Raw genomic sequence first — 18,768 nt, 5'->3', positions numbered from 1 at the left:
TGTGGTGATCGCGCGGGAGCCGGTTGGGGTCACCGAACGGCGAATCGGCGGTCCCACCAGACCTCTCCGCCGGGGGTAAGGTCCAGCCGTTCGGTGACCCCAACCGGCTCCCGCGCGATCACCACATGCCCCTTCCGCGGCAGGACGCTGCAGCCGCCCAGCGTGCATCCGCGAAAGCCGCCGCCCGCGATCTCGGCGAACAGGCGCTCCGCCGCCTCGTCCTTCGGCGGGTAGGCGGCGCCCCCGGACGCGGCGATGCAGCGGACCAGCGCGCGCAGGCCAAGCTCCTCCGGTGCCGCCAGCAACGGCTTGGGGTCCAGCCGCAGCCAGCCCTCCGGATGGACCTCCACGGCCTCGGCCAGCAGGGCGGCGGTTCCCGTCTCCAGCGCGTTGCGGGCACGGGCGGCCCGGCGGGCGAGGTCGGCCAGACGCGGCGCGTCCAACCCCTCGGCGGCCAGCGCCTCCCTTGCCGCGCGCAGGCGGGCGCGGGCGAAGCGCGGGTTGCGGTTGGACGGGTCCTCGATCCACTCCTGGCCGAAAGCGCGGCAGGTCGCCACCAGCCGGTCATGGGGCAGGTCCAGCAGCGGCCGGATCACCCGCACCGCCCCCGCCGCGCGCACCGGCGCCATGCCGGCCAGCCCGTCGATTCCGGAGCCGCGGGCGAAGCGCAGCAGCACCGTCTCGGCTTGGTCGTCGCGGTGATGGGCGAGCGCCAAGTGAAGGACGCCCTCCTCCCGGCAGTGTTCGGCCAGAAGGCGGTGGCGCGCGGCGCGGGCCGCTTCCTGGATGCCAGTCGCCGGCTTCTCGCCGTCCCAGCGCAGAATGGCGTGGGCGACGCCTTGGGCTTCGAGCCAGCCGCCCACCCGGGAGGCCTCCGCCGCGGACTCGGCGCGCAGGCCGTGATCGACGATCAGCGCAAGGACATCCCCGCCCCGCTCCGCCACCCATCGTTGGGCGAGCAGAGCCAGCCCGAGGCTGTCCGCCCCACCGGACACGCCCACGGCCACGCGCGGCCGCGTCTCGAAGCCGCCCAACCGGTCCATGCGGGCGGCGAACTCACTCGCGGAGATCGGCCCCGCCGGGTCGGAGGCGTTCACCGCGCCCGTCAGGCGCAGTTCAGGCGGCGGCGCTCGGTGTCGGCGCGGCGCTTCACGCTGGCCGAGGCTTCGGGGAATTTGGTGATCAGCTGATTGAAGGCCGTGCAGGCGTCCTTCTTCTGGTTCAGCTGCTGCAGCGACATGCCGAGCTTCAGCAGGTTGTCGGCCGCCTTGTTGTTCTTCGGATACTTCTGCACGCCCTCGGCGAAGGCCACGGCGGCGTCCTGGAACTTGTTGCGGACGTAATAGGTCTCACCCAGCCAGTACTGGGCGTTGCCGGCGAGCTGGTGGGTCTTGTTCTTCGCCAGGAAGTCGCTGAAGGCCTTCTCCGCCTTGTCGTAGTCGGACTGGCGCAGCAGCTCGAAGGCGTGCTCGTACTGCTTTTCCGGGGTCGAGTTGGCGGGCAGCGGCGCCACGGCAGCGGTCTGCGCCGGCTTGTCGGCCGCCTTCTCGGGCGCCTTGGCGGCGCTGGGCGCCGCGGCCGGAGCCGCCGCGCTGGGCTTGGCCGGGGCGCCGAACGGGTCGCTGGCCGCCCCGCCGCCCTTGCTCTCCAGCTCCTTCAGGCGGAAGTCGATGTCGCTGTTGACGCGCTCCAGCCGGTCCTTCATCTGCGAGATCTGATAGGTCGCCTCTTCGTAGCGCCCGGTCAGTTCCGACAGCGCACGCTCCAGCTTCTGCAGGCGCACCTCGAAATCCGCGGCCAGGGACGGCTGGATCTCGGCGGTCTGCCCCCGCGTGTAGGAAGACCCCGGATAGGCCTGCGCCACCTCGACGCGCCCGCCCAGCGCCTCCACCCCCGACTCCAGACGGTCCAGACGGTCCTGCAGCGAAACCGTCTGCGCGAGGACGGAACCGCTGCACAGCAGGCCGCCAAGCAGCAGGGCGGCGAAAGAAGTGGTCTTGGTCATACGTCGAGGGTCCTGTCCGGGCGGGGAATGCCGTCGTGGGAGGGTGGCGGCCCAAGCGGGCGAAACTATGGCGGCTGTTTACCAGAAGCGCGGACGCCTTGCACGGTGGTGATTTGGAAATCTCCCGCGCGACGGGCGCACCCCCGAAAGAGACCACAGAAAAAAGCCCCTTCCCGGTGTCCCGGAAAGGGGCTTTGCCCTCAGAAGGTCCTTAAGAGCGTCTTACGCTTTGAGGATGCCGCGGCCGGCGTAGCGGGAGGCGGTGCCGAGCATCTCCTCGATGCGGATGAGCTGGTTGTACTTGGCCAGCCGGTCGGAGCGCGACAGCGAGCCGGTCTTGATCTGGCCGCAGTTGGTGGCGACCGCCAGATCGGCGATGGTGCTGTCCTCGGTCTCGCCCGAGCGGTGCGACAGCACCGCCGTGTAGCCGGCCTTGTGCGCCATGTCGACGGCTTCCAGCGTCTCCGACAGCGTGCCGATCTGGTTGACCTTGACCAGGATCGAGTTGCCCACGCCCTTCTTGATGCCGTCGGCCAGACGCGCCGGGTTGGTCACGAACAGGTCGTCGCCGACCAACTGCACCTTGTTGCCGATGGCGTCGGTCAGCGCCTTCCAGCCCTCCCAGTCGTCCTCGGCCATGCCGTCCTCGATCGAGATGATCGGGTAGCGGCCGACCAGATCGGCCCAGTAGGAGACCATCTGCTCGGGCGCCAGCGACTTGCCCTCGCCGGCCAGCTCGTACTTGCCGTTCTTGAAGAACTCGGTCGAGGCGGCGTCGATGGCGAGCATGACGTCGTCGCCCGGCTTGTAGCCGGCGGACTCGATGGCCTTCATGATGAAGCCCAGAGCATCCTCGGTCGAGGCGAGGTCCGGGGCGAAGCCGCCCTCGTCGCCGACGTTGGTGTTGTGGCCGGCGTCCTTGAGCTTCTTCTTGAGCGCCTGGAAGATCTCCGAGCCCATGCGGATGGCCTCGGCGCCGTTCTCGGCGCCGACCGGCATAACCATGAACTCCTGGATGTCGATCGGGTTGTCGGCGTGGGCGCCGCCGTTGATGATGTTCATCATCGGCACCGGCAGCAGGTTGGCGAAGGCGCCGCCGACGTAGCGGAACAGCGGCAGCGCGGCCTCTTCCGCCGAGGCCTTGGCGACGGCGAGCGAGACGCCGAGGATGGCGTTGGCGCCCAGCCGGCTCTTGTTCGGGGTGCCGTCCAGCTCGATCATGGCGAGGTCGAGGGCGCGCTGGTTGGAGCCGTCGAGGCCGGCGATGGCGTCGAAGATCTCGCCGTTGACCGACTCCACGGCCTTCAGCACGCCCTTGCCGCCGTAACGGCCCTTGTCGCCGTCGCGCAGCTCCACCGCCTCGTGCGCGCCGGTCGAGGCGCCCGACGGGACGGCGGCGCGGCCGAAGGCGCCGGATTCGAGCAGGACGTCCACCTCGACGGTCGGGTTCCCACGGCTGTCGAGGATCTCGCGGGCGTGGATTTCGGTAATGGCGCTCATGTTTGTCCTTCCTCCGCGTTGCGCGCGTCCGCCGGATGATCGTTCCAGGCGGATGATCTTTCCAGGCGAAAAAGAAGCGCGCGGGCTTGATAGCCTTGCGTGCCGGGGGATGCAAGGCCGCTGGGGCGCAACAACGCGCGGAAGGACGCCCGGACGGTGGAGCACCCCTATCCGGTTGTGCAGCGCACCTGCTTCCAAAGTCGCATAGACCGCCCTTGCCTCGTACCCGTAGCGTTCTAACGTTCGCTAGCGGGGCCCGCCCGCGGCGGGCGGCAAGACCCCCTCGGGAATCATCCCAAGACCAATCCAAGCGCGGAGGACCCAACCATGAAGACCTGGCGCAAGCCCCAGATCGTCGAGATCGCCGTCGGCACCGAAATCAACGCCTACGCCTGCGCCCGTCTCTGAGCGCCGGCCCGCTTCCATGCGTGACGACCGCCGCCTGATTCGGACCGCCTGATTCGGAAAGGCATCCCATGCTGACGATCCTCGTCCTTGGCTCCGCCGCGGGCGGCGGTTTTCCCCAGTGGAACTGCAACTGCGCGGGCTGCCGCCGCGCCCGCTCCGGCGACCCGGCGGCCCGCCCGCGCACCCAGTCGTCGCTCGCCGTCAGCGGTGGCGACGGGCGCTGGCTTCTGCTGAACGCCTCGCCGGACATCGGTCAGCAGATTCTCGCCAACCCAGCGCTGCACCCGCAGACCGCCGTGCGCCACAGCCCCATCGCCGCGGCGGTGCTGACCAACGCCGACATCGACCATGTGGCCGGCCTGCTGACCCTGCGCGAATCCCAGCCGCTGGCCGTCTACGCCACCGACCGGGTGCACCGCGTGCTGGAGGCGAACGCCGTTTTCCGCGTGGTCAACCCGGAATTGGCACCGCGCCGCGCCATGGCGCTGGACCGGCCCTGGGTTCCCGCCGACGCCGCTGGAACCCCCTTCCCTTTCGAGATCGAAGCCTTCGCCGTGCCCGGCAAGGTCGCGCTCTATCTCGAGGACCCGACCGCCGCCGGCTTCGGCTCGGTGGCGGAGGACACGGTGGCCCTGCGCATCCGCGACCGCAACGGCGATGGTGAGTTCTTCTACATTCCTGGCTGCTCGGCCATGCCGGACTGGCTGGCCGACCGGCTGCGCGGGGCGCCGCTGGTGCTGTTCGACGGCACCACCTGGACCGACGACGAGATGATCCGCGCCGGCACCGGCAGCAAGACCGGCCAGCGCATGGGCCACATGGCGATGTCCGGCCCGGACGGCTCCATCGCCGCCTTCGCGGACCTGGGCGTGCGGCGCAAGGTCTTCGTCCACATCAACAACACCAACCCGGCTTTGCTGGACGACTCGCCCGAACGGGCCACCGCCACCGCCGAAGGTTGGGACATCGCCCACGACGGGATGGAGTTCACGTTATGACGTCACTGTTGTCGCGCGAAAGTCTGGAACGCGAGCTGCGCGCCATCGGCGAGCGCCAGTACCACGACCTCCACCCCTTCCACAAACTGCTGCACGGCGGCAAGCTGAAGCGTGGGCAGGTCCAGGCCTGGGCGCTGAACCGCTTCTATTATCAGGTCTGCATCCCCAGGAAGGATCTGGCCCTGATGGCGCGGATGGACGATCCGGCGCTGCGCCGCATCTGGATCCAGCGCGTGCTCGACCATGACGGCTTCGGCGAGGGCCGGGAGCGCGAGGAGGGCAAGGTCGGCGGGATCGAGCGCTGGCTGCGCCTGACCGACGGGCTGGGGCTGGACCGCGACTATGTCACCTCGCTGAGGGGCATCTTGCCGGCGACCCGCTACGCCGTCGATTCCTACGTCAACTTCGTGTCGGGCAAATCGACGCTGGAGGCCGTCGCCTCGTCCCTGACCGAGCTGTTCGCCCCGGCCATCCACCGCGAGCGCATCGCCGGCTTCGAGGCCTATTACGCCTTCGCCAACGACGCCACCTTGTCCTACTTCCGCAAACGGCTGGACGAGGCGCCGCGCGACGTCGAGTTCGGGCTCGACTACGTGCTCGACAACGCCCGGACACCGGAGCAGCAGCAGCAGGTGATCGCCGCGCTGCGCCACAAGGCGGAGCTGCTGTGGGCGCAGCTGGACGCGCTGCACCACGCCTATGTGTCGCCCGGCCTGATCCCGCCCGGCGCCTTCGTTCCGGACGACATGGAACCGACGGTCTACCGGCGATGACGGACGGCGTGACCGAGGAGGACCGGGTCCGGCTAGCCCCCGGCGTCATGCTCCGCCAGGACCGGGTGCGCGGCCACTGGCAGCTTCTGGGGCCGGAGCGCGTGCTGATCCTGGACGAGGTGGCGCTGGAGGTGGTGCGCGCCGTCACTGCGCCGTCTCAGACGGGCCAGCCTCCGGTGACGGTGGGCACGGCCATCGCCGCGCTGGCCGCGCAATTCGACGCGCCGCGGGAGGAGATCGCCGCGGATGTGTTGGAAGTGTTGGGCGACATGATCACGAAGGGGTTCCTGACCCGATGACCATCTGTGGCGCCACGACCGGACTCGAACCGCCGCTGGCCCTGCTGGCGGAACTGACGCACCGCTGCCCGCTGCGCTGCGCCTACTGCTCCAACCCGCTGGCGCTCGACCCGGCCAGCCGCGAGTTGGACACCGCCGCGTGGTGCCACGTGCTCGACGAGGCGGCCGACCTTGGCATCATCCAGGTGCATTTCTCCGGCGGCGAGCCGACGGCGCGCAAGGACCTGGAGGCGCTGATCGCCCACGCCACCGCGGCTGGGCTGTACGCCAACCTCATCACCTCGGCGGTCCTGCTCGACCGGGCGCGGCTGGAGCGGCTGCGCGACGCCGGGCTCCAGCATGTGCAGATCGGCTTCCAGGACACGGTGCCGGCCAAGGCCGAACTGATCAGCGGCTTTCCCGGCGGCCAGCCGAAGAAGCTGGAGGTGGCGCGCGCGGTCACCGACGCCGGCATGGCGCTGACCGTCAACGCCATCGTGCAGCGCCACAACATCGACCGGGTGGACGATTTCATCGACATGGCGCTGGAGCTGAAGGCCGGCCGGATCGAGATCGCCAACGTCCAGTATTACGGCTGGGCGCTGAAGAACCGCGCCGCCCTGATGCCGACCCGCGAGCAGCTGGTCCGCATGGACGAGCGGGTGCGCGTCCGCCTGCCGGAGCTGAAGGGCCGGCTGGTCGTCGATTACGTGGTGCCCGACTATTACGCCAAGCGCCCCAAAGCCTGCATGGGCGGTTGGGGCCGCAAGTTCCTGAACGTGACGCCCAGCGGCTCGGTTCTGCCCTGCCACGCCGCCGAGACGATTCCCGGCATGGCGTTCGACCGGGTGACGGAGCGCCCGCTGGCCGACATCTGGGCCAACTCCGCCGCCTTCCAACGCTACCGCGGCACCGACTGGATGCCCCAGCCCTGCCGGAGCTGCGACCAGAAGGAGATCGACTGGGGCGGCTGCCGCTGTCAGGCGCTGGCGCTGACCGGAAGCGCCGACAACACCGACCCGGTGTGCGACCTGTCGGAGCATCACGGCCGGCTGGGCGACATCGCCGCGACGGACGGCGGCACGGCCGAGGCGCCGATCACCTACCGGAGCTTCAGCCTGTAGAGGCCGATTCCCAAGGGTCTGTAGCCCTCTCCCCTCCGGGGAGAGGGTGGCCTGCAGGGCCGGTGAGGGGGATGCGCTTGTGCCGAACGTAACGACACGCGCCAACCCCCTCACCCTAACCCTCTCCCCGGAGGGGAGAGGGAAGTGGCTCACTTCTTTGGGGTGGTTGCCGCCGATGCGCTGGTTTTCGAACCGCCGACCGCGGCGATGCGGCCCTTGATGTCGTCGTAGACGTTCTGCGGCACGATCTTCTTGCTGACCAGCTCGTCCTTGGACCGGTAGGGGCGGTTCTTCACGATGGCCTCGGACCGCGCCTCGCCGATTCCCGGCAGGGTCTGAAGCTCGTCCTTGCCGGCGGTGTTGAGGTCGATGACCTTGGCTTTCGCCGCAGACGATGACGACCCGCTGCCCATCGGCGGTACGGTGGTGGTGCCGCTGTGGCCCGGCGGCATGGCCGGCTTGGCCTGCGGCATCGGCGTGGTGGACGGCATTGCGGACGGCGCGGTCGACTGCGCGACGGCGGGAACGGCGATCATCGCACCAAGGCTGGCGACGGCGGCGATGGCGAACAGGCGGATCGGCTTCATGGCGTTGCTCCATGGCTCAACCCGCGGGCGCTCCAGCGGAAGCGCGGCGCCCGCGGTGTCTGGGCAACGCCGGGAACGGCACGCCGTTCCGAAACCTGTCCTTTCGTCAGGCCCCCCCGTCAGGCCTTCGCCAGACGGTCGAAGGCCTGGAGCCGCGCCAGCAGGGCCGGCATCTCCTTCAGCGGGACCATGTTCGGGCCGTCGCTGGGCGCGCAGTCCGGATTCTCATGGGTTTCCATAAAGACCGCGGCGACGCCCACGGCGATGGCGGCGCGGGCCAGCACCGGAACGAACTCGCGCTGCCCCCCCGAGGTGGTGCCCTGCCCGCCCGGCTGCTGCACGGAATGGGTGGCGTCGAAGACCACCGGGAAGCCGGTCTCCGCCATGATCGGCAGCGACCGCATGTCCGACACCAGCGTGTTGTAGCCGAAGCTGGCGCCGCGCTCGCACAGCAGCACCTTGTCGTTGCCCGACGCCACCAGCTTCGCCGCGACGTTCTTCATGTCCCAGGGGGCGAGGAACTGGCCCTTTTTGACGTTGACCGCCCGGCCCGTCCTGGCGGCGGCGATCAGCAGGTCGGTCTGGCGGCACAGGAAGGCGGGGATCTGGAGGACGTCCATCACCTCGGCCACGGCGGCGCACTGGTCGGCCTCGTGCACGTCGGTGATCACCGGGCAGCCGAACCGCTCCTTGATCTCCGCGAAGATCGGCAGCGCCTTGTCCATGCCGAGGCCGCGCGCCGTGCTGATGGAGGTGCGGTTGGCCTTGTCGAAGGACGACTTGTAGATCAGCCCGATGCCCAGCGCGCCGGTCATCTCCACCAGCGCCGCCGCCGTCTCCAGCGCGTGGTCGCGGCTCTCCATCTGGCACGGTCCGGCGATCAGGGTGAAGGGCCGATCGTTGGCGATGGTCAGGGTGCCGATCTGGACGGTCTTGGCGGTGGTCATCCCGTGCTCTCCAAAAAGCAATGCGAGGGGACGCATGCCGAAGCCCCCCTCGCGCTGCCCTTTCCTTCCCAGATATCGGCGATCCCGGTCAACCGGAATGGCGTCAACCCAGATGCTGCTTGAAGAAGGCTGCCGTGCGTCCGTTGGCCAGCTCCGCCGCCTCGGCGTCGAAATGGGCGCCGCCGGCGCGGGCGAATGCGTGGTCCACGCCCGGATAGACGTGGGCGGTAACGTTCGGGTTGCCCTTCACCGCGGCCAGGATGGTCTCCCGCGCCTCCGCCGGCACGAACTGGTCCTTCTCGGCGATGTGCATCAGAAGCGGCTTGGTGATGCTCACCGCCTCGCCGGCCAGACCGTCCAGCCCGACGCCGTAATAGCTGACGTTGGCGTCGGAATCGGAGCGCGCCGCCATCATGAAGGCCAGCCGGCCGCCCAGGCAGTAGCCGACCGACCCGGCCTTGCCGGTGCAATCCGGATTCTGGCGCAGCCACGCCAGGGTGGCCTTGAGGTCGTCCACCGCCTTGTCCTGGTCCATGCCGTTCATCAGAGCGAAGGCGCGGTTCCACTCCTCCTGGGTCTTGTCGGTGATCTGGACACCCGGTTCCTGCCGCCAGAACAGGTCCGGGCAGACGGCCAGCCAGCCCTGGGCGGCGAAGCCGTCGCACAGGTCGCGCATGACCTGATTGACCCCGAAGATTTCCTGGATGACGACAAGTCCCGGCGCCGGTCCGCCGCCCGCCGGCTTGGCCACATAGGCGGAAAAGCTGCCGCCGTCGCCGGCGGGGATGCTGATGTCGGTCATGGTTGTGTCCCTTCCCTTGGTTTTTTCCTGGCCCGTAACGCAAAAGCGGCGGCCGTTGGCTCGGCCGCCGCTGTCACTATACCCACGGAAAACCCGGAACCGGAACACGCGGGGGAGGAATGCCCTCCCCCGTATGGTCACATCACACCAGCCGGCTCTGCTCGATCGCCGCCTTGATGAAGGAGGTGAAGAGCGGGTGCGGGTCGAAGGGCTTGGACTTCAGCTCCGGGTGGAACTGCACGCCGATGAACCAGGGATGGTCCGGGATCTCGACGATCTCGGGCAGTTCGCCGTCCGGCGACAGGCCGGAGAACAGCAGGCCGACCTTCTCCAGGCGGTCCTTGTAATAGACGTTCACCTCGTAGCGGTGGCGGTGCCGCTCGGTAATGTCGGTGGTGCCGTAGATCTCCGCGACCTTGCTGCCGGGGACCAGCTTCGCCGGGTAGGTGCCGAGCCGCATGGTGCCGCCGAGATCGGTGCCTTCCGTGCGCTTCTCCAGGCTGTTGCCGCGCATCCACTCGGTCATCAGGCCGACCACCGGGTTGCCGGGCTTGCCCAGCTCGGTCGAGCCGGCGTCGACGATGCCGGCCATGTTGCGGGCCGACTCGATCACCGCCATCTGCATGCCGAAGCAGATGCCGAAATACGGCACCTTGCGCTCGCGGGCGAACTGGGCGGCGCGGATCTTGCCCTCCGTGCCGCGCGATCCGAAGCCGCCCGGCACCAGGATGCCGTGGACGTTCTCCAGCCGCTGGACGGCGGTGTCGTCCTCGAAGATCTCCGAGTCGATCCAGTCGAGCTTGACCTTCACGTTGTTGGCGATGCCGCCGTGGGTCAGCGCTTCGGCCAGCGACTTGTAGCTGTCGAGCAGGCTGGTGTACTTGCCGACGACGGCGATGGTCACCTCGCCCTGCGGCTTGCGCACGCGCTCCATGATGCTGGTCCAGCGCGACAGGTCCGGCTTGCCCTCGGTCGGCAGGCCGAAATAGGCCAGAACCTGGGTGTCGAAGCCTTCCTCGTGATAGCTGACCGGCACCTGATAGATCGAATCGACGTCCAGGGCGGCGATGACGCGCTCCGGACGGATGTTGCAGAACAGCGCGATCTTCTTGCGCTCGTTCTCCGGGATCGGGCGGTCGGCGCGGCAGAGCAGGATGTTGGCCTGGATGCCCATGCCCAGCAGCTCCTTCACGGAATGCTGGGTCGGCTTGGTCTTCAGCTCGCCCGCCGTCGGGATGTAGGGCAGCAGGGTCAGGTGGATGAACAGAGCGTTCTCCGGACCGACCTCGTTGCCGAACTGGCGGATGGCCTCCAGGAAGGGGGTCGACTCGATGTCACCCACCGTGCCGCCGATTTCGCAGAGGATGAAGTCCTCGTCGGTCGTCTCGGCGCCGATGAAGTCCTTGATCTGGTCGGTGACGTGCGGAATCACCTGCACGGTGGCGCCCAGATAGTCGCCGCGGCGCTCCTTGGCGATCACGTTCGAATAGATGCGGCCCGTGGTGATGTTGTCGCCACGGCGCGCGGCCACGCCGGTGAAGCGCTCGTAATGGCCGAGGTCGAGGTCGGTCTCAGCGCCGTCGTCGGTCACATAGACCTCGCCGTGCTGGTACGGGCTCATCGTGCCGGGGTCCACGTTCAGGTACGGGTCCAGCTTGCGAAGCCGCACCTTGTAGCCGCGCGCCTGGAGAAGCGCCCCAAGCGCCGCCGACGCCAGACCTTTGCCCAGCGAGGAAACGACGCCACCGGTGATGAAGATGTAGCGAGTCATGTCCGTCCGAAGACCTTCAGAGCCTGATCCGTTCCCCGAATTCGGACCGTCCCCCGGGCGCTGCCCAGATCGACGATCCTCAAAAGAAAGAGGCGGCTTCGGGGGAGGCCGCCTCACGTCAGACCCGGCCGGAGCCGCGTCGCGTTTTGCCGGGCCGCTGTTACTGGGCGACCGGCGGGGCGGGCTGCGCCGGCGCGGCCGGCTGGGCGGGTGCCGCCGGGGCCACGGGCTGGGCCGGCATCGTGTCGATGATCGAGGTCGGCGCCCTGTGCGCGCCCGCCAGGACCGCCAGGACCAGGCTGGTCGCCATGAAGCAGCCCGCCAGGATTCCGGTGGTCCGCGTCAGCAGATTGGCGGTGCCGCGGGTGGACATCATGCCCCCCATGTTGCCGCCGCCAATGCCGAGACCGCCGCCTTCCGACCGCTGGATCAGGATGACCCCGACCAGCGCCAGGGCGATCAGCAGGTGAATGACCAGAAGCACCGATTCCATGCAGCCCGTTCCCTTGATCCCTTCCCGGAGCGATCCGCAGGGACCGCCCAAACCAACAGCGCGCCACGGACCTTGGCAAGGGCCCGTGGCGCGCGCCCACTGTTTTTAACGCGGTCCTGCGCGATATGCTAGCGGCAACTGGTGGCGATCGCCCAGAAATCGTCCGCCTTCAGCGCGGCCCCGCCGACCAGCGCGCCGTCCACATTCTCCACCGCCATCAGTTCCGCCGCGTTGCCCGGCTTCACCGAGCCGCCGTAGAGGACGCGCACGGCGTCGGGATCGGCGGTCTTGCCGGCCAGCTCCGCCCGGATGTGGGCGTGCATCGCCTTGACGTCGTCCGGCGTGGCGGTCTTGCCGGTGCCGATGGCCCAGACCGGCTCGTAGGCGATGACGGTGTTCGCCGCGGTGGCGCCCTCCGGGATCGAGCCCTTGAGCTGGCTGGCGACGACGCTGTTGGCCTGCCCGGCGTCGCGCTGCGCCTCCGTCTCGCCGACGCAGATGATGGCGATCAGGCCGGCCTTGTGGGCGGCGGCGGCCTTGGCGGCGACCTGCGCGTCGGATTCAGCGTGGTCGGCGCGGCGCTCCGAATGGCCGAGGATGACGTAGCGGCAGCCGGCGTCGGTCAGCATGGCCGGGCTGACGTCGCCGGTGTGTGCGCCGGAGGTCTTGGCGTGGCAGTCCTGCGCGCCCAGCGCCAGCGGGCTGCCGGAGATGGCGTCGCCCACCGGGAACAGCAGCGGGAAGGGCGGGCACACCAGCATGTCGAAGGCGACCGTCCCGGCCCCCGTCAGGCGCCCGGCGAGGTCCGAGGCCAGATCCAGCCCGTCGGCCTTCAGCCCGTTCATCTTCCAGTTCCCGGCAATCAGTTTGCGGCGTGCGGCCATGGCGTTTTCGTCCTCCGGCTCTCGTTTGTTGGGTGCGGGTGTTCGTTTTCAAAGTGCGCCCCCTGTCTAGCAAGGAGTGCCGGGCATTTCCACCCGTCCAACGGGTTCTTTCCGATGGGGAATCGCGGGGGAAATGGGGTGTTGCCGGGCTTTCGCGGGGTGCCTATGATGCCGCCCCGGCCGCAGGGCCGCCCTCAGCGCACTCACTTCGGGTCCCATGCTTCAGTTCATCCGCACTTACGCCGGTTCGTGGGTCGTCAAGATCCTGTTCGTGCTCCTCATCGTCAGCTTCGCGGCCTGGGGCATCGGCGACATGATCCGCACAGGCGGGATTTCCAGCACCGTCGCCTCCGTCGGCAAGGTGGAGATCGACCGGGCGGAACTGGACCAGGAGTTCCGCCGTCAGATGGAGCGGCTGCGCCCGATGGTGGGCGGCAATCTGACGACGGAGCAGGCGCGCCAGTTCGGCCTGCTCGACCAGTCGCTGTCGGCGCTGGTGCAGCGCGCGCTCTACGATCAGGCGGCGCGCGACGCCGGGATCTCGGTCGGCCCGGACGTGGTGCGCCAGCGCATCGCCGAGGAGCCGGCCTTCCGCAACGCGCAGAACCAGTTCGACGCGGCCCAGTTCCGCAGCGTGCTGCGCAACAACCAGCTGACCGAGGACGGCTACGTCGCCTTGCTGCGCCGCGAGACCGCGCGCGAGCTGGTGGCCGGCGCGGTCGGCGCCGGGGTGACCCCGCCGAAGCCGCTGGTCCAGGACCTCTACCGCTTCCGCGGGGAGCGCCGCGTGGCCGAGGTGGTCACCCTGCCCAACGCCGCCATCGGCGACGTCGGCGTGCCCGACGAGGCGGAGCTGACCCGCTATTACGAGGACCATCAGGTCCGCTTCACCGCGCCGGAATACCGCTCGCTGAGCATCGCCCAGCTCTCCGCCGACGAGATCGCCAAGGACATCCAGATCCCCGACAACGAACTCCGCGCCGCCTACGACGAGCGCGCCGACGAACTCGGCACGCCGGAGCGCCGCACGGTGGAGATGGTTCTGGCCGACGACGAGGCGAAGGCCAAGCAGATCGCCGAGGCCGCCAAGACCAAGGGCCTGACCGCCGCCGCCAAGGACGCCGGGACCGACGTCATCACGCTCGACACCGTCACCCGCAACGAGTTGCCGGAGATCGGCGACGCCGCCTTCGCCCTGGCCCAGGGTGCCGTCAGCGACGCCGTGCGCAGCGGGCTGGGCTGGCACGTCCTGACGGTCACCGCCATCCAGCCGGGCGCCACCAAGACCTTCGAGGAGGCCCGCGACCAGCTCCTCGCCGAGCTGCGCAAGGAGAAGGCGATGGATTCGCTCTACTCCATCGCCAACCGGGTCGAGGACCAGCTCGCCAGCGGCGCGCCGCTGGAGGAGGTCGCCCAGGCCCAGTCGCTGCCCATCGCCAAGATCGCCGCGGTCGACAGCAGCGGCAAGGCGCCGGACGGCAAGGACGCCGCCCCCGGCCGCCCGAACTTCGCCGCCATGGTGCAGACCGCTTTCCAGCTCGCCTCCGGCGCCACCTCGAACCTGACCGAGGCCCCCAACAACGTCTTCTACGCCGTGCGCGTCGACGGCGTGACGCCGGCCGCCCCCAAGCCGCTGGCCGAGGTGCGCGATCAGGCCGTCGCCGGCTGGCAGGACGACAAGCGCGCCAAGTTGGCCGCCGAGAAGGCCCAGGACATCGCCGCCAAGCTGAAGCAGGGCTCGGAGGCCGCGGCGCAGGACGTCGCCAGCCAGTCCGGCGCCAGCTTCGCCATGACCACGCCCTTCACCCGCGACGCCCGTTCGGTCGAGGGGCTGCCGGGCGAGCTGGTGCGCAAGCTGTTCGAGGTGAAGCCCGGCGAGACGGTGACCGGCGCCACCGCCGACAGCCAGGTCGTCGCCCGCCTGAAGGAGATCATCCCGGCGGACCCGGCGGCCAGCGACGCCACGCTGGCGACCGTGGAGAGCACCGTCGCCCAGGGGCTGGAAAGCGACATCATGGCCCAGTTCGGCAACGCGCTGCGCAACAGCTACCCGGTCGAGGTTCACCGCAACCGCATCGACCAGTTCTTCGCCAGCGGCAACTAACCACTCTCAATCGCCCCACTCAGCCGAGGCCCGTCCCGTGAAGGTTCAGCCGGAATCCGCCGCCTTCCACACCGCTTATGAGGCCGGCAAGCCGCAAGTGGTGTGGACCACGCTGGTCAGCGATCTGGAGACCCCCGTCTCCGCCTACATGAAGCTGGCCGACGGGCGGCCCTTCGGCTTCCTCTTCGAGTCGGCGGAGCGCGGGGCGGGGTCGCGGCGCGACCGCTACTCGGTGATCGGCTTCAAGCCCGATCTGGTCTGGCGCTGCCGCCGCGACCGGGCGGAGGTGAACCGCAACGCCCTGCACGACCGCGACGCCTACCAACCCATCGACGCCGCCCCGCTGGAGTCGCTGCGCACCCTCATCAACGAGAGCCGCATCGACCTGCCGGACGCCCTGCCGCCGATGGCCGCCGGCCTGTTCGGCTACCTGACCTACGACATGGTCCGGCTGATGGAACGGCTGCCGGACGACAACCCGGATGAGCTGGGAATCCCCGACGCCATCCTGTCGCGGCCGAGCATCGTCGCCATCTTCGACAGCCACACCGATTCGGTGACTCTGGTCACCCCCGTCTGGCCGAAGCCGGGAGTCGACGGCGCCGCCGCCTATGGCGACGCCCGCGAGCGGCTGATGGACGCGGTGGCCGATCTGGAACGCCCCCTGCCCTACCGGCGGGAGCCGCGGACCAAGGACGGATTGCCGCTCGCCTGGACCTCCAACACGACGCGCGAGGAGTATCACGCGATCGTCGAGCGGGCGAAGGAGTACATCCGGGCCGGCGACATCTTCCAGGTCGTGCCGTCCCAGCGCATCCGCTTCCCCTTCAAACCGTCGCCGCTGGCGCTGTACCGCACGCTGCGCCGCCTGAACCCGTCGCCCTTCCTGTTCCACTGCGACTTCGGCGAGCTGTCGGTCGTCGGCTCCAGCCCGGAGATCCTGGTGCGCGTGCGCGACGGCAAGGTGACCGTCCGCCCCATCGCCGGCACCCGCAAGCGCGGCGCCACGGCGGCGGAGGACCAGGCGCTGGCCGAGGACCTGCTGAGCGATCCCAAGGAGCTGGCCGAGCATCTGATGCTGCTCGACCTCGGCCGCAACGACGTGGGCCGCGTGGCGCGCACCGGCACCGTCAAGGTGACGCAGAAGATGCTTGTGGAGCTGTACAGCCACGTCATGCACATCGTCTCCAACGTCGAGGGCGAGCTCGACCCGAAGCACGACGCGCTGGACGCGCTGGTCGCCGGCTTCCCCGCCGGCACCGTCTCGGGGGCGCCGAAGGTCCGCGCCATGCAGATCATCGACGAGTTGGAGAAGGCCCGCCGCGGCGTCTACGCCGGCTGCGTCGGCTATTTCGGCGCGTCGGGCGCCATGGACACCTGCATCGCGCTGCGCACCGCCGTGCTGAAGGACGGCATGATGTATGTGCAGGCCGGTGGCGGCGTGGTCGCCGACAGCGATCCGGAGGCCGAGTACCAGGAGACCGTCAACAAGTCGATGGCCCTGATCCGCGCCGCGGAGGAAACCGTCCGCGAGACCTCCGCCCGGTAAGGACCGCATGCCCCTCGATGCGCTGCTGCTGCCGCTGATCGTCAAGATCGTGGCGGCGGCCCTGGTCGTCGTCGCCGCCTCGCTGGCGGCGGAGAAGGCCGGCCCCTTCTATGGCGGCATGATCACCGCCCTGCCCGTCTCGACCGGCCCGGCCTTCGTGATGCTCGCGATGGAGCATGGCGACGGCTTCGTCGCCGACGCCGCCCTGTCGGGAATGGTCGGGAACGCGACGATCGTCCTCTATCTGGCGCTTCTGGTGCGGATCGCGCCGCGCTGGAGCATGCCCGCGACCGTCCTCACCAGCTCCCTCTTCTGGATCGTCGTGGCGGCCAGCCTGCGCTCGGCCGTCGCCTGGACGCTGCCTCTGGCGCTGCTGCTGACCCTGGTCTGCTACGGCATCGCCGCCTGGGCGGCGTCCGCCCCGATCCCGCCGGACACGGTGGTCCGGACCGCGCGGTCGCGCTGGTACGACATCCCCGCCCGCGCCGGCCTCGTCGGCCTGCTGGTCGCCACGGTGACCACGCTCAGCCACAGCATCGGACCGGCGGCCACCGGCATCGCCGCCGTCTACCCCATCGCGCTCACCAGCCTGACGGCGATCCTGCACGGCCGCCTGGGCGGCGGCGTGGTCGCCGCGGCGATGCGCAGCGCGCTGCTGACCAACCCCGGTCTCGCCCTGGCGCTGACCACCGCCCATCTTCTGGCCGAACCCGCCGGGCGGTTCGTGGCGCTCGGCGCCGCGCTGGCGGTGTCGCTGTCCTGGGCCGGCGGACTGCTGGTGTGGCGGCTGCGCCGCCCGGCCTGACGCGCCAAAGCGGTTTGCAACCCGCTTTGGACCGCGACGGCGGTCCCGGTCGCACATGCGACCGGAGCCTGCCTCTCGCGGGAACAAAGTTCCCGCTGGCGGCAGGCGGATGCCATCGGCATCCGCTGAGAGCCGGCGAATGAGGCGATATGAGTCTAAAGCGAACGGAAGTTCGCTTTAGACGGCCTGGCCGCCGAAGTCGAAACCGGCGCCTTCCACGGCCTTCTTCACCGTCTCCGGGGCGACACCGCCCTCAACGGCCACGGTGCCGGCGTCGAGGTCCACCGTCACGGCGGCGCCCGGCGCCAGCTTGCCGATGGCGTTGGTGACCGAACGGGCGCAGCCGCCGCAGGTCATGCCGCCGACCTTGTAGGTGTCAGCCATGGAAGTCTCCTCAAGCGGAACCGGCGGTCACCCGCCGGCTTGGTGGGCGCGCACGACGGCGCTGACCGGAACCAGGACGAAGCCGCGTTTCTGCACCTCCGGCATCCAGGAGGCCAGTGCGTCGATTGTCGCATCGTGCGGGTGGCCGATGGCGATGGCGTAGCCTTGGCGGCGCGCCACCTGCTCCGTCTTGGCGAGCTGGCCGCGCACCGCCGACACGGTCATCTCGTTGTCCAGGAAGATGTCGCGCCCGGCGAAGGGCATTTGAAACTCCCGCGCGAGGGTCAGGCCGGCGCTCTTCGCGGTGGTCCGGCTGTCCAGCCACAACAGGCCGCGCCGCGCGATCTCCCCCAGCACGGGCGCCATGGCCGCGGGATCGGCGGTAAAACGGCTGCCCATGTGGTTGTTCACCCCGACATAGCCGTCGAAGCTGTCCAGGGCCGCCTTGGTCCGGCGCAGGATCTCCCCCTTGTCGAGCGACACGCGCAGCGCCTGCGGTCCCGGATCGGCGGAGCCGCTGGGCTCCATGGGCAGGTGCAGCATCAACTCGTGCCCGGCGGCGCGGGCGGCGCGGGCCTGGGCCGGCAGCTCGTGGGCGTAGGGCAGCCACGCCAGCGTCAGCGGCGCCGGCAGCGACACCGCGCGATTCGAGCGCTTGCGGTCCACACCCATGTCGTCGATGACGATGGCGATGACCGGCTTGCCCGGCGGGGCGCGGAAGGGCAGCGCGTTTTTCTTCCACAACGGCGAGCCCGGCGCCACCTTGGGCGGTTCCAGCGGGGCGACGGGAGGCGGCAGCATCGCCACCACCGGCTTCGGCGTCATGGCCGGCGGCGGGGGCGGTGCGGGAACCGGAACGGGGGCCGGGGCCTCGGTCACCTGGGGAGGCGGCGCGGAAACGGGCGCCGGAGCGGGTTCGGCCTCGCGAGCCGGTGGCGGAGGAGGCGCCTCGGCGACCTTGGGCGGCGGAGCCTTGATCGGCGCGGCGGCGGGCGGGATGGCCGGGGCGATGACCGGCGCCTCCCGCTCCACCACGGTCTCCGTCTGCGGCGCCTCGCGCCCGATGATGAAGCGCGCGCCGAGCGCCACCGCGAACACCGCGATCACACCGGCCAGCGCCAGCAGGATCGGGGAGGCGGCGCGCCCCGGCGCCGCCCGCCCGGACGCGGCGGCTGGCGCTTTCGGCGATGGCTTCCGTGCCGCGGCTTTCTGGGGCTTGCGCGGCGTTTTCTTGGCCATGGGAAGGAATCTCGAACCCTGGTTTCCGGTTTGCGCGCAAGGTGGCACCCCCGCACCGTCCCTGCAACAGCGGAGCGGGGTGGAGGCGCCCGCCGGCTGGGACTATGCTGTGACCCG

19 protein-coding genes are annotated in these 18,768 nt (G+C 69.8%); 8 read left to right on the top strand and 11 right to left on the bottom strand.

Features of this window, described 5'->3' with window-relative positions; translation table 11 throughout:
* Positions 1 to 29: 29 nt before the first annotated feature.
* The 3 genes from tilS to eno form a co-directional block, all read right to left on the bottom strand.
* Positions 30 to 1,097 (bottom strand): tRNA lysidine(34) synthetase TilS, encoded by a 1,068-nt coding sequence (tilS, locus tag DXK32_RS10820; RefSeq protein WP_247877086.1) that lies wholly within the window; start codon positions 1,095 to 1,097, stop codon positions 30 to 32.
* 8 nt (positions 1,098 to 1,105) lie between these two features.
* A complete protein-coding gene (gene ybgF, locus DXK32_RS10815) occupies positions 1,106 to 2,005 on the bottom strand; it encodes a tol-pal system protein YbgF (RefSeq protein WP_114858501.1) in 900 nt (299 codons plus the stop codon).
* A 222-nt stretch (positions 2,006 to 2,227) separates the two neighbouring features.
* On the bottom strand, positions 2,228 to 3,505 hold the full coding sequence (gene eno, locus DXK32_RS10810) for a phosphopyruvate hydratase (protein ID WP_114858500.1): 1,278 nt from the start codon (positions 3,503 to 3,505) through the stop codon (positions 2,228 to 2,230).
* Between the two features lie 327 nt (positions 3,506 to 3,832).
* Here eno and pqqA point away from each other — a divergent pair, with 327 nt between their 5' ends.
* The 5 genes from pqqA (at position 3,833) to pqqE (ending at position 7,086) form a co-directional block, all read left to right on the top strand.
* On the top strand, positions 3,833 to 3,913 hold the full coding sequence (gene pqqA, locus DXK32_RS33620; protein ID WP_014240199.1) for a pyrroloquinoline quinone precursor peptide PqqA: 81 nt from the start codon (positions 3,833 to 3,835) through the stop codon (positions 3,911 to 3,913).
* A gap of 68 nt (positions 3,914 to 3,981) precedes the next feature.
* Complete coding sequence (gene pqqB, locus DXK32_RS10800; RefSeq protein WP_114858499.1) at positions 3,982 to 4,911, top strand: pyrroloquinoline quinone biosynthesis protein PqqB; 930 nt, start codon at positions 3,982 to 3,984, stop codon at positions 4,909 to 4,911.
* Complete coding sequence (pqqC, locus tag DXK32_RS10795) at positions 4,908 to 5,684, top strand: pyrroloquinoline-quinone synthase PqqC (RefSeq protein WP_114858498.1); 777 nt, start codon at positions 4,908 to 4,910, stop codon at positions 5,682 to 5,684. The genes pqqB and pqqC overlap by 4 nt, the downstream gene beginning before the upstream one ends.
* Positions 5,681 to 5,983, top strand: coding sequence for a PqqD family peptide modification chaperone (locus tag DXK32_RS10790; protein WP_114858497.1), 303 nt, complete (start codon positions 5,681 to 5,683; stop codon positions 5,981 to 5,983). Before pqqC ends, DXK32_RS10790 begins: the two co-directional genes overlap by 4 nt.
* Positions 5,980 to 7,086: a pyrroloquinoline quinone biosynthesis protein PqqE gene (gene pqqE / locus DXK32_RS10785; RefSeq protein WP_114858496.1), complete on the top strand. Its 1,107-nt coding sequence runs from the start codon at positions 5,980 to 5,982 to the stop codon at positions 7,084 to 7,086. Before DXK32_RS10790 ends, pqqE begins: the two co-directional genes overlap by 4 nt.
* Positions 7,087 to 7,235: 149 nt before the next feature.
* Here the strand turns inward: pqqE and DXK32_RS10780 are convergent, their stop codons facing one another.
* The 6 genes from DXK32_RS10780 to tpiA form a co-directional block, all read right to left on the bottom strand.
* A complete protein-coding gene (locus DXK32_RS10780; RefSeq protein ID WP_114858495.1) occupies positions 7,236 to 7,673 on the bottom strand; it encodes a ComEA family DNA-binding protein in 438 nt (145 codons plus the stop codon).
* 119 nt (positions 7,674 to 7,792) lie between these two features.
* Positions 7,793 to 8,620, bottom strand: coding sequence for a 3-deoxy-8-phosphooctulonate synthase (gene kdsA / locus DXK32_RS10775; RefSeq protein WP_114858494.1), 828 nt, complete (start codon positions 8,618 to 8,620; stop codon positions 7,793 to 7,795).
* Between the two features lie 103 nt (positions 8,621 to 8,723).
* Positions 8,724 to 9,422, bottom strand: coding sequence for a dienelactone hydrolase family protein (locus DXK32_RS10770; RefSeq protein WP_114858493.1), 699 nt, complete (start codon positions 9,420 to 9,422; stop codon positions 8,724 to 8,726).
* 142 nt (positions 9,423 to 9,564) lie between these two features.
* A complete protein-coding gene (locus DXK32_RS10765; RefSeq protein ID WP_114858492.1) occupies positions 9,565 to 11,193 on the bottom strand; it encodes a CTP synthase in 1,629 nt (542 codons plus the stop codon).
* A gap of 160 nt (positions 11,194 to 11,353) precedes the next feature.
* Positions 11,354 to 11,686 carry a preprotein translocase subunit SecG gene (secG, locus tag DXK32_RS10760; RefSeq protein ID WP_038528272.1) on the bottom strand — a complete coding sequence of 111 codons (333 nt, stop codon included), beginning with the start codon at positions 11,684 to 11,686 and terminating at the stop codon, positions 11,354 to 11,356.
* A gap of 128 nt (positions 11,687 to 11,814) precedes the next feature.
* A complete protein-coding gene (gene tpiA, locus DXK32_RS10755; RefSeq protein ID WP_109138483.1) occupies positions 11,815 to 12,570 on the bottom strand; it encodes a triose-phosphate isomerase in 756 nt (251 codons plus the stop codon).
* A 217-nt stretch (positions 12,571 to 12,787) separates the two neighbouring features.
* On the opposite strand from tpiA, the gene DXK32_RS10750 reads away from it, so the two are divergent.
* The 3 genes from DXK32_RS10750 to DXK32_RS10740 are packed head-to-tail and all read left to right on the top strand — an operon-like array spanning position 12,788 to position 17,028.
* A complete protein-coding gene (locus DXK32_RS10750; RefSeq protein ID WP_114858491.1) occupies positions 12,788 to 14,674 on the top strand; it encodes a SurA N-terminal domain-containing protein in 1,887 nt (628 codons plus the stop codon).
* A gap of 37 nt (positions 14,675 to 14,711) precedes the next feature.
* Positions 14,712 to 16,223 carry an anthranilate synthase component I gene (gene trpE, locus DXK32_RS10745; protein ID WP_114858490.1) on the top strand — a complete coding sequence of 504 codons (1,512 nt, stop codon included), beginning with the start codon at positions 14,712 to 14,714 and terminating at the stop codon, positions 16,221 to 16,223.
* 7 nt (positions 16,224 to 16,230) lie between these two features.
* The gene (locus tag DXK32_RS10740; protein WP_114858489.1) at positions 16,231 to 17,028 is read left to right on the top strand and encodes a hypothetical protein; all 798 of its coding nucleotides are present in this window, start codon (positions 16,231 to 16,233) and stop codon (positions 17,026 to 17,028) included.
* A gap of 177 nt (positions 17,029 to 17,205) precedes the next feature.
* Here the strand turns inward: DXK32_RS10740 and DXK32_RS10735 are convergent, their stop codons facing one another.
* Both DXK32_RS10735 and DXK32_RS10730 read right to left on the bottom strand, forming a co-directional pair.
* Positions 17,206 to 17,412, bottom strand: coding sequence for a heavy-metal-associated domain-containing protein (locus tag DXK32_RS10735; RefSeq protein WP_114858488.1), 207 nt, complete (start codon positions 17,410 to 17,412; stop codon positions 17,206 to 17,208).
* A gap of 27 nt (positions 17,413 to 17,439) precedes the next feature.
* Positions 17,440 to 18,651: a divergent polysaccharide deacetylase family protein gene (locus DXK32_RS10730; RefSeq protein ID WP_247877085.1), complete on the bottom strand. Its 1,212-nt coding sequence runs from the start codon at positions 18,649 to 18,651 to the stop codon at positions 17,440 to 17,442.
* Positions 18,652 to 18,768 lie beyond the last annotated feature (117 nt).

It is taken from the genome of Azospirillum brasilense (assembly GCF_003349955.1).
GTDB lineage: Bacteria > Pseudomonadota > Alphaproteobacteria > Azospirillales > Azospirillaceae > Azospirillum > Azospirillum brasilense_B.
The sequence above is the reverse complement of the archived record's forward strand: the minus strand, read 5'-3'. Positions and strand labels throughout refer to the sequence as shown.

Excerpts from the sequence above, each read along its gene's own strand:
- DXK32_RS10730 (WP_247877085.1), bottom strand. The coding sequence starts at position 18,651 with ATGGCCAAGAAAACGCCGCGCAAGCCCCAGAAAGCCGCGGCACGGAAG.
- pqqB (WP_114858499.1), top strand. The coding sequence starts at position 3,982 with ATGCTGACGATCCTCGTCCTTGGCTCCGCCGCGGGCGGCGGTTTTCCC.
- ybgF (WP_114858501.1), bottom strand. The coding sequence starts at position 2,005 with ATGACCAAGACCACTTCTTTCGCCGCCCTGCTGCTTGGCGGCCTGCTG.
- DXK32_RS10765 (WP_114858492.1), bottom strand. The coding sequence starts at position 11,193 with ATGACTCGCTACATCTTCATCACCGGTGGCGTCGTTTCCTCGCTGGGC.
- DXK32_RS10780 (WP_114858495.1), bottom strand. The coding sequence starts at position 7,673 with ATGAAGCCGATCCGCCTGTTCGCCATCGCCGCCGTCGCCAGCCTTGGT.
- DXK32_RS10790 (WP_114858497.1), top strand. The coding sequence starts at position 5,681 with ATGACGGACGGCGTGACCGAGGAGGACCGGGTCCGGCTAGCCCCCGGC.
- pqqA (WP_014240199.1), top strand. The coding sequence starts at position 3,833 with ATGAAGACCTGGCGCAAGCCCCAGATCGTCGAGATCGCCGTCGGCACC.
- DXK32_RS10740 (WP_114858489.1), top strand. The coding sequence starts at position 16,231 with ATGCCCCTCGATGCGCTGCTGCTGCCGCTGATCGTCAAGATCGTGGCG.
- DXK32_RS10770 (WP_114858493.1), bottom strand. The coding sequence starts at position 9,422 with ATGACCGACATCAGCATCCCCGCCGGCGACGGCGGCAGCTTTTCCGCC.
- DXK32_RS10735 (WP_114858488.1), bottom strand. The coding sequence starts at position 17,412 with ATGGCTGACACCTACAAGGTCGGCGGCATGACCTGCGGCGGCTGCGCC.
- pqqC (WP_114858498.1), top strand. The coding sequence starts at position 4,908 with ATGACGTCACTGTTGTCGCGCGAAAGTCTGGAACGCGAGCTGCGCGCC.
- kdsA (WP_114858494.1), bottom strand. The coding sequence starts at position 8,620 with ATGACCACCGCCAAGACCGTCCAGATCGGCACCCTGACCATCGCCAAC.
- pqqE (WP_114858496.1), top strand. The coding sequence starts at position 5,980 with ATGACCATCTGTGGCGCCACGACCGGACTCGAACCGCCGCTGGCCCTG.
- secG (WP_038528272.1), bottom strand. The coding sequence starts at position 11,686 with ATGGAATCGGTGCTTCTGGTCATTCACCTGCTGATCGCCCTGGCGCTG.
- DXK32_RS10750 (WP_114858491.1), top strand. The coding sequence starts at position 12,788 with ATGCTTCAGTTCATCCGCACTTACGCCGGTTCGTGGGTCGTCAAGATC.
- eno (WP_114858500.1), bottom strand. The coding sequence starts at position 3,505 with ATGAGCGCCATTACCGAAATCCACGCCCGCGAGATCCTCGACAGCCGT.
- tpiA (WP_109138483.1), bottom strand. The coding sequence starts at position 12,570 with ATGGCCGCACGCCGCAAACTGATTGCCGGGAACTGGAAGATGAACGGG.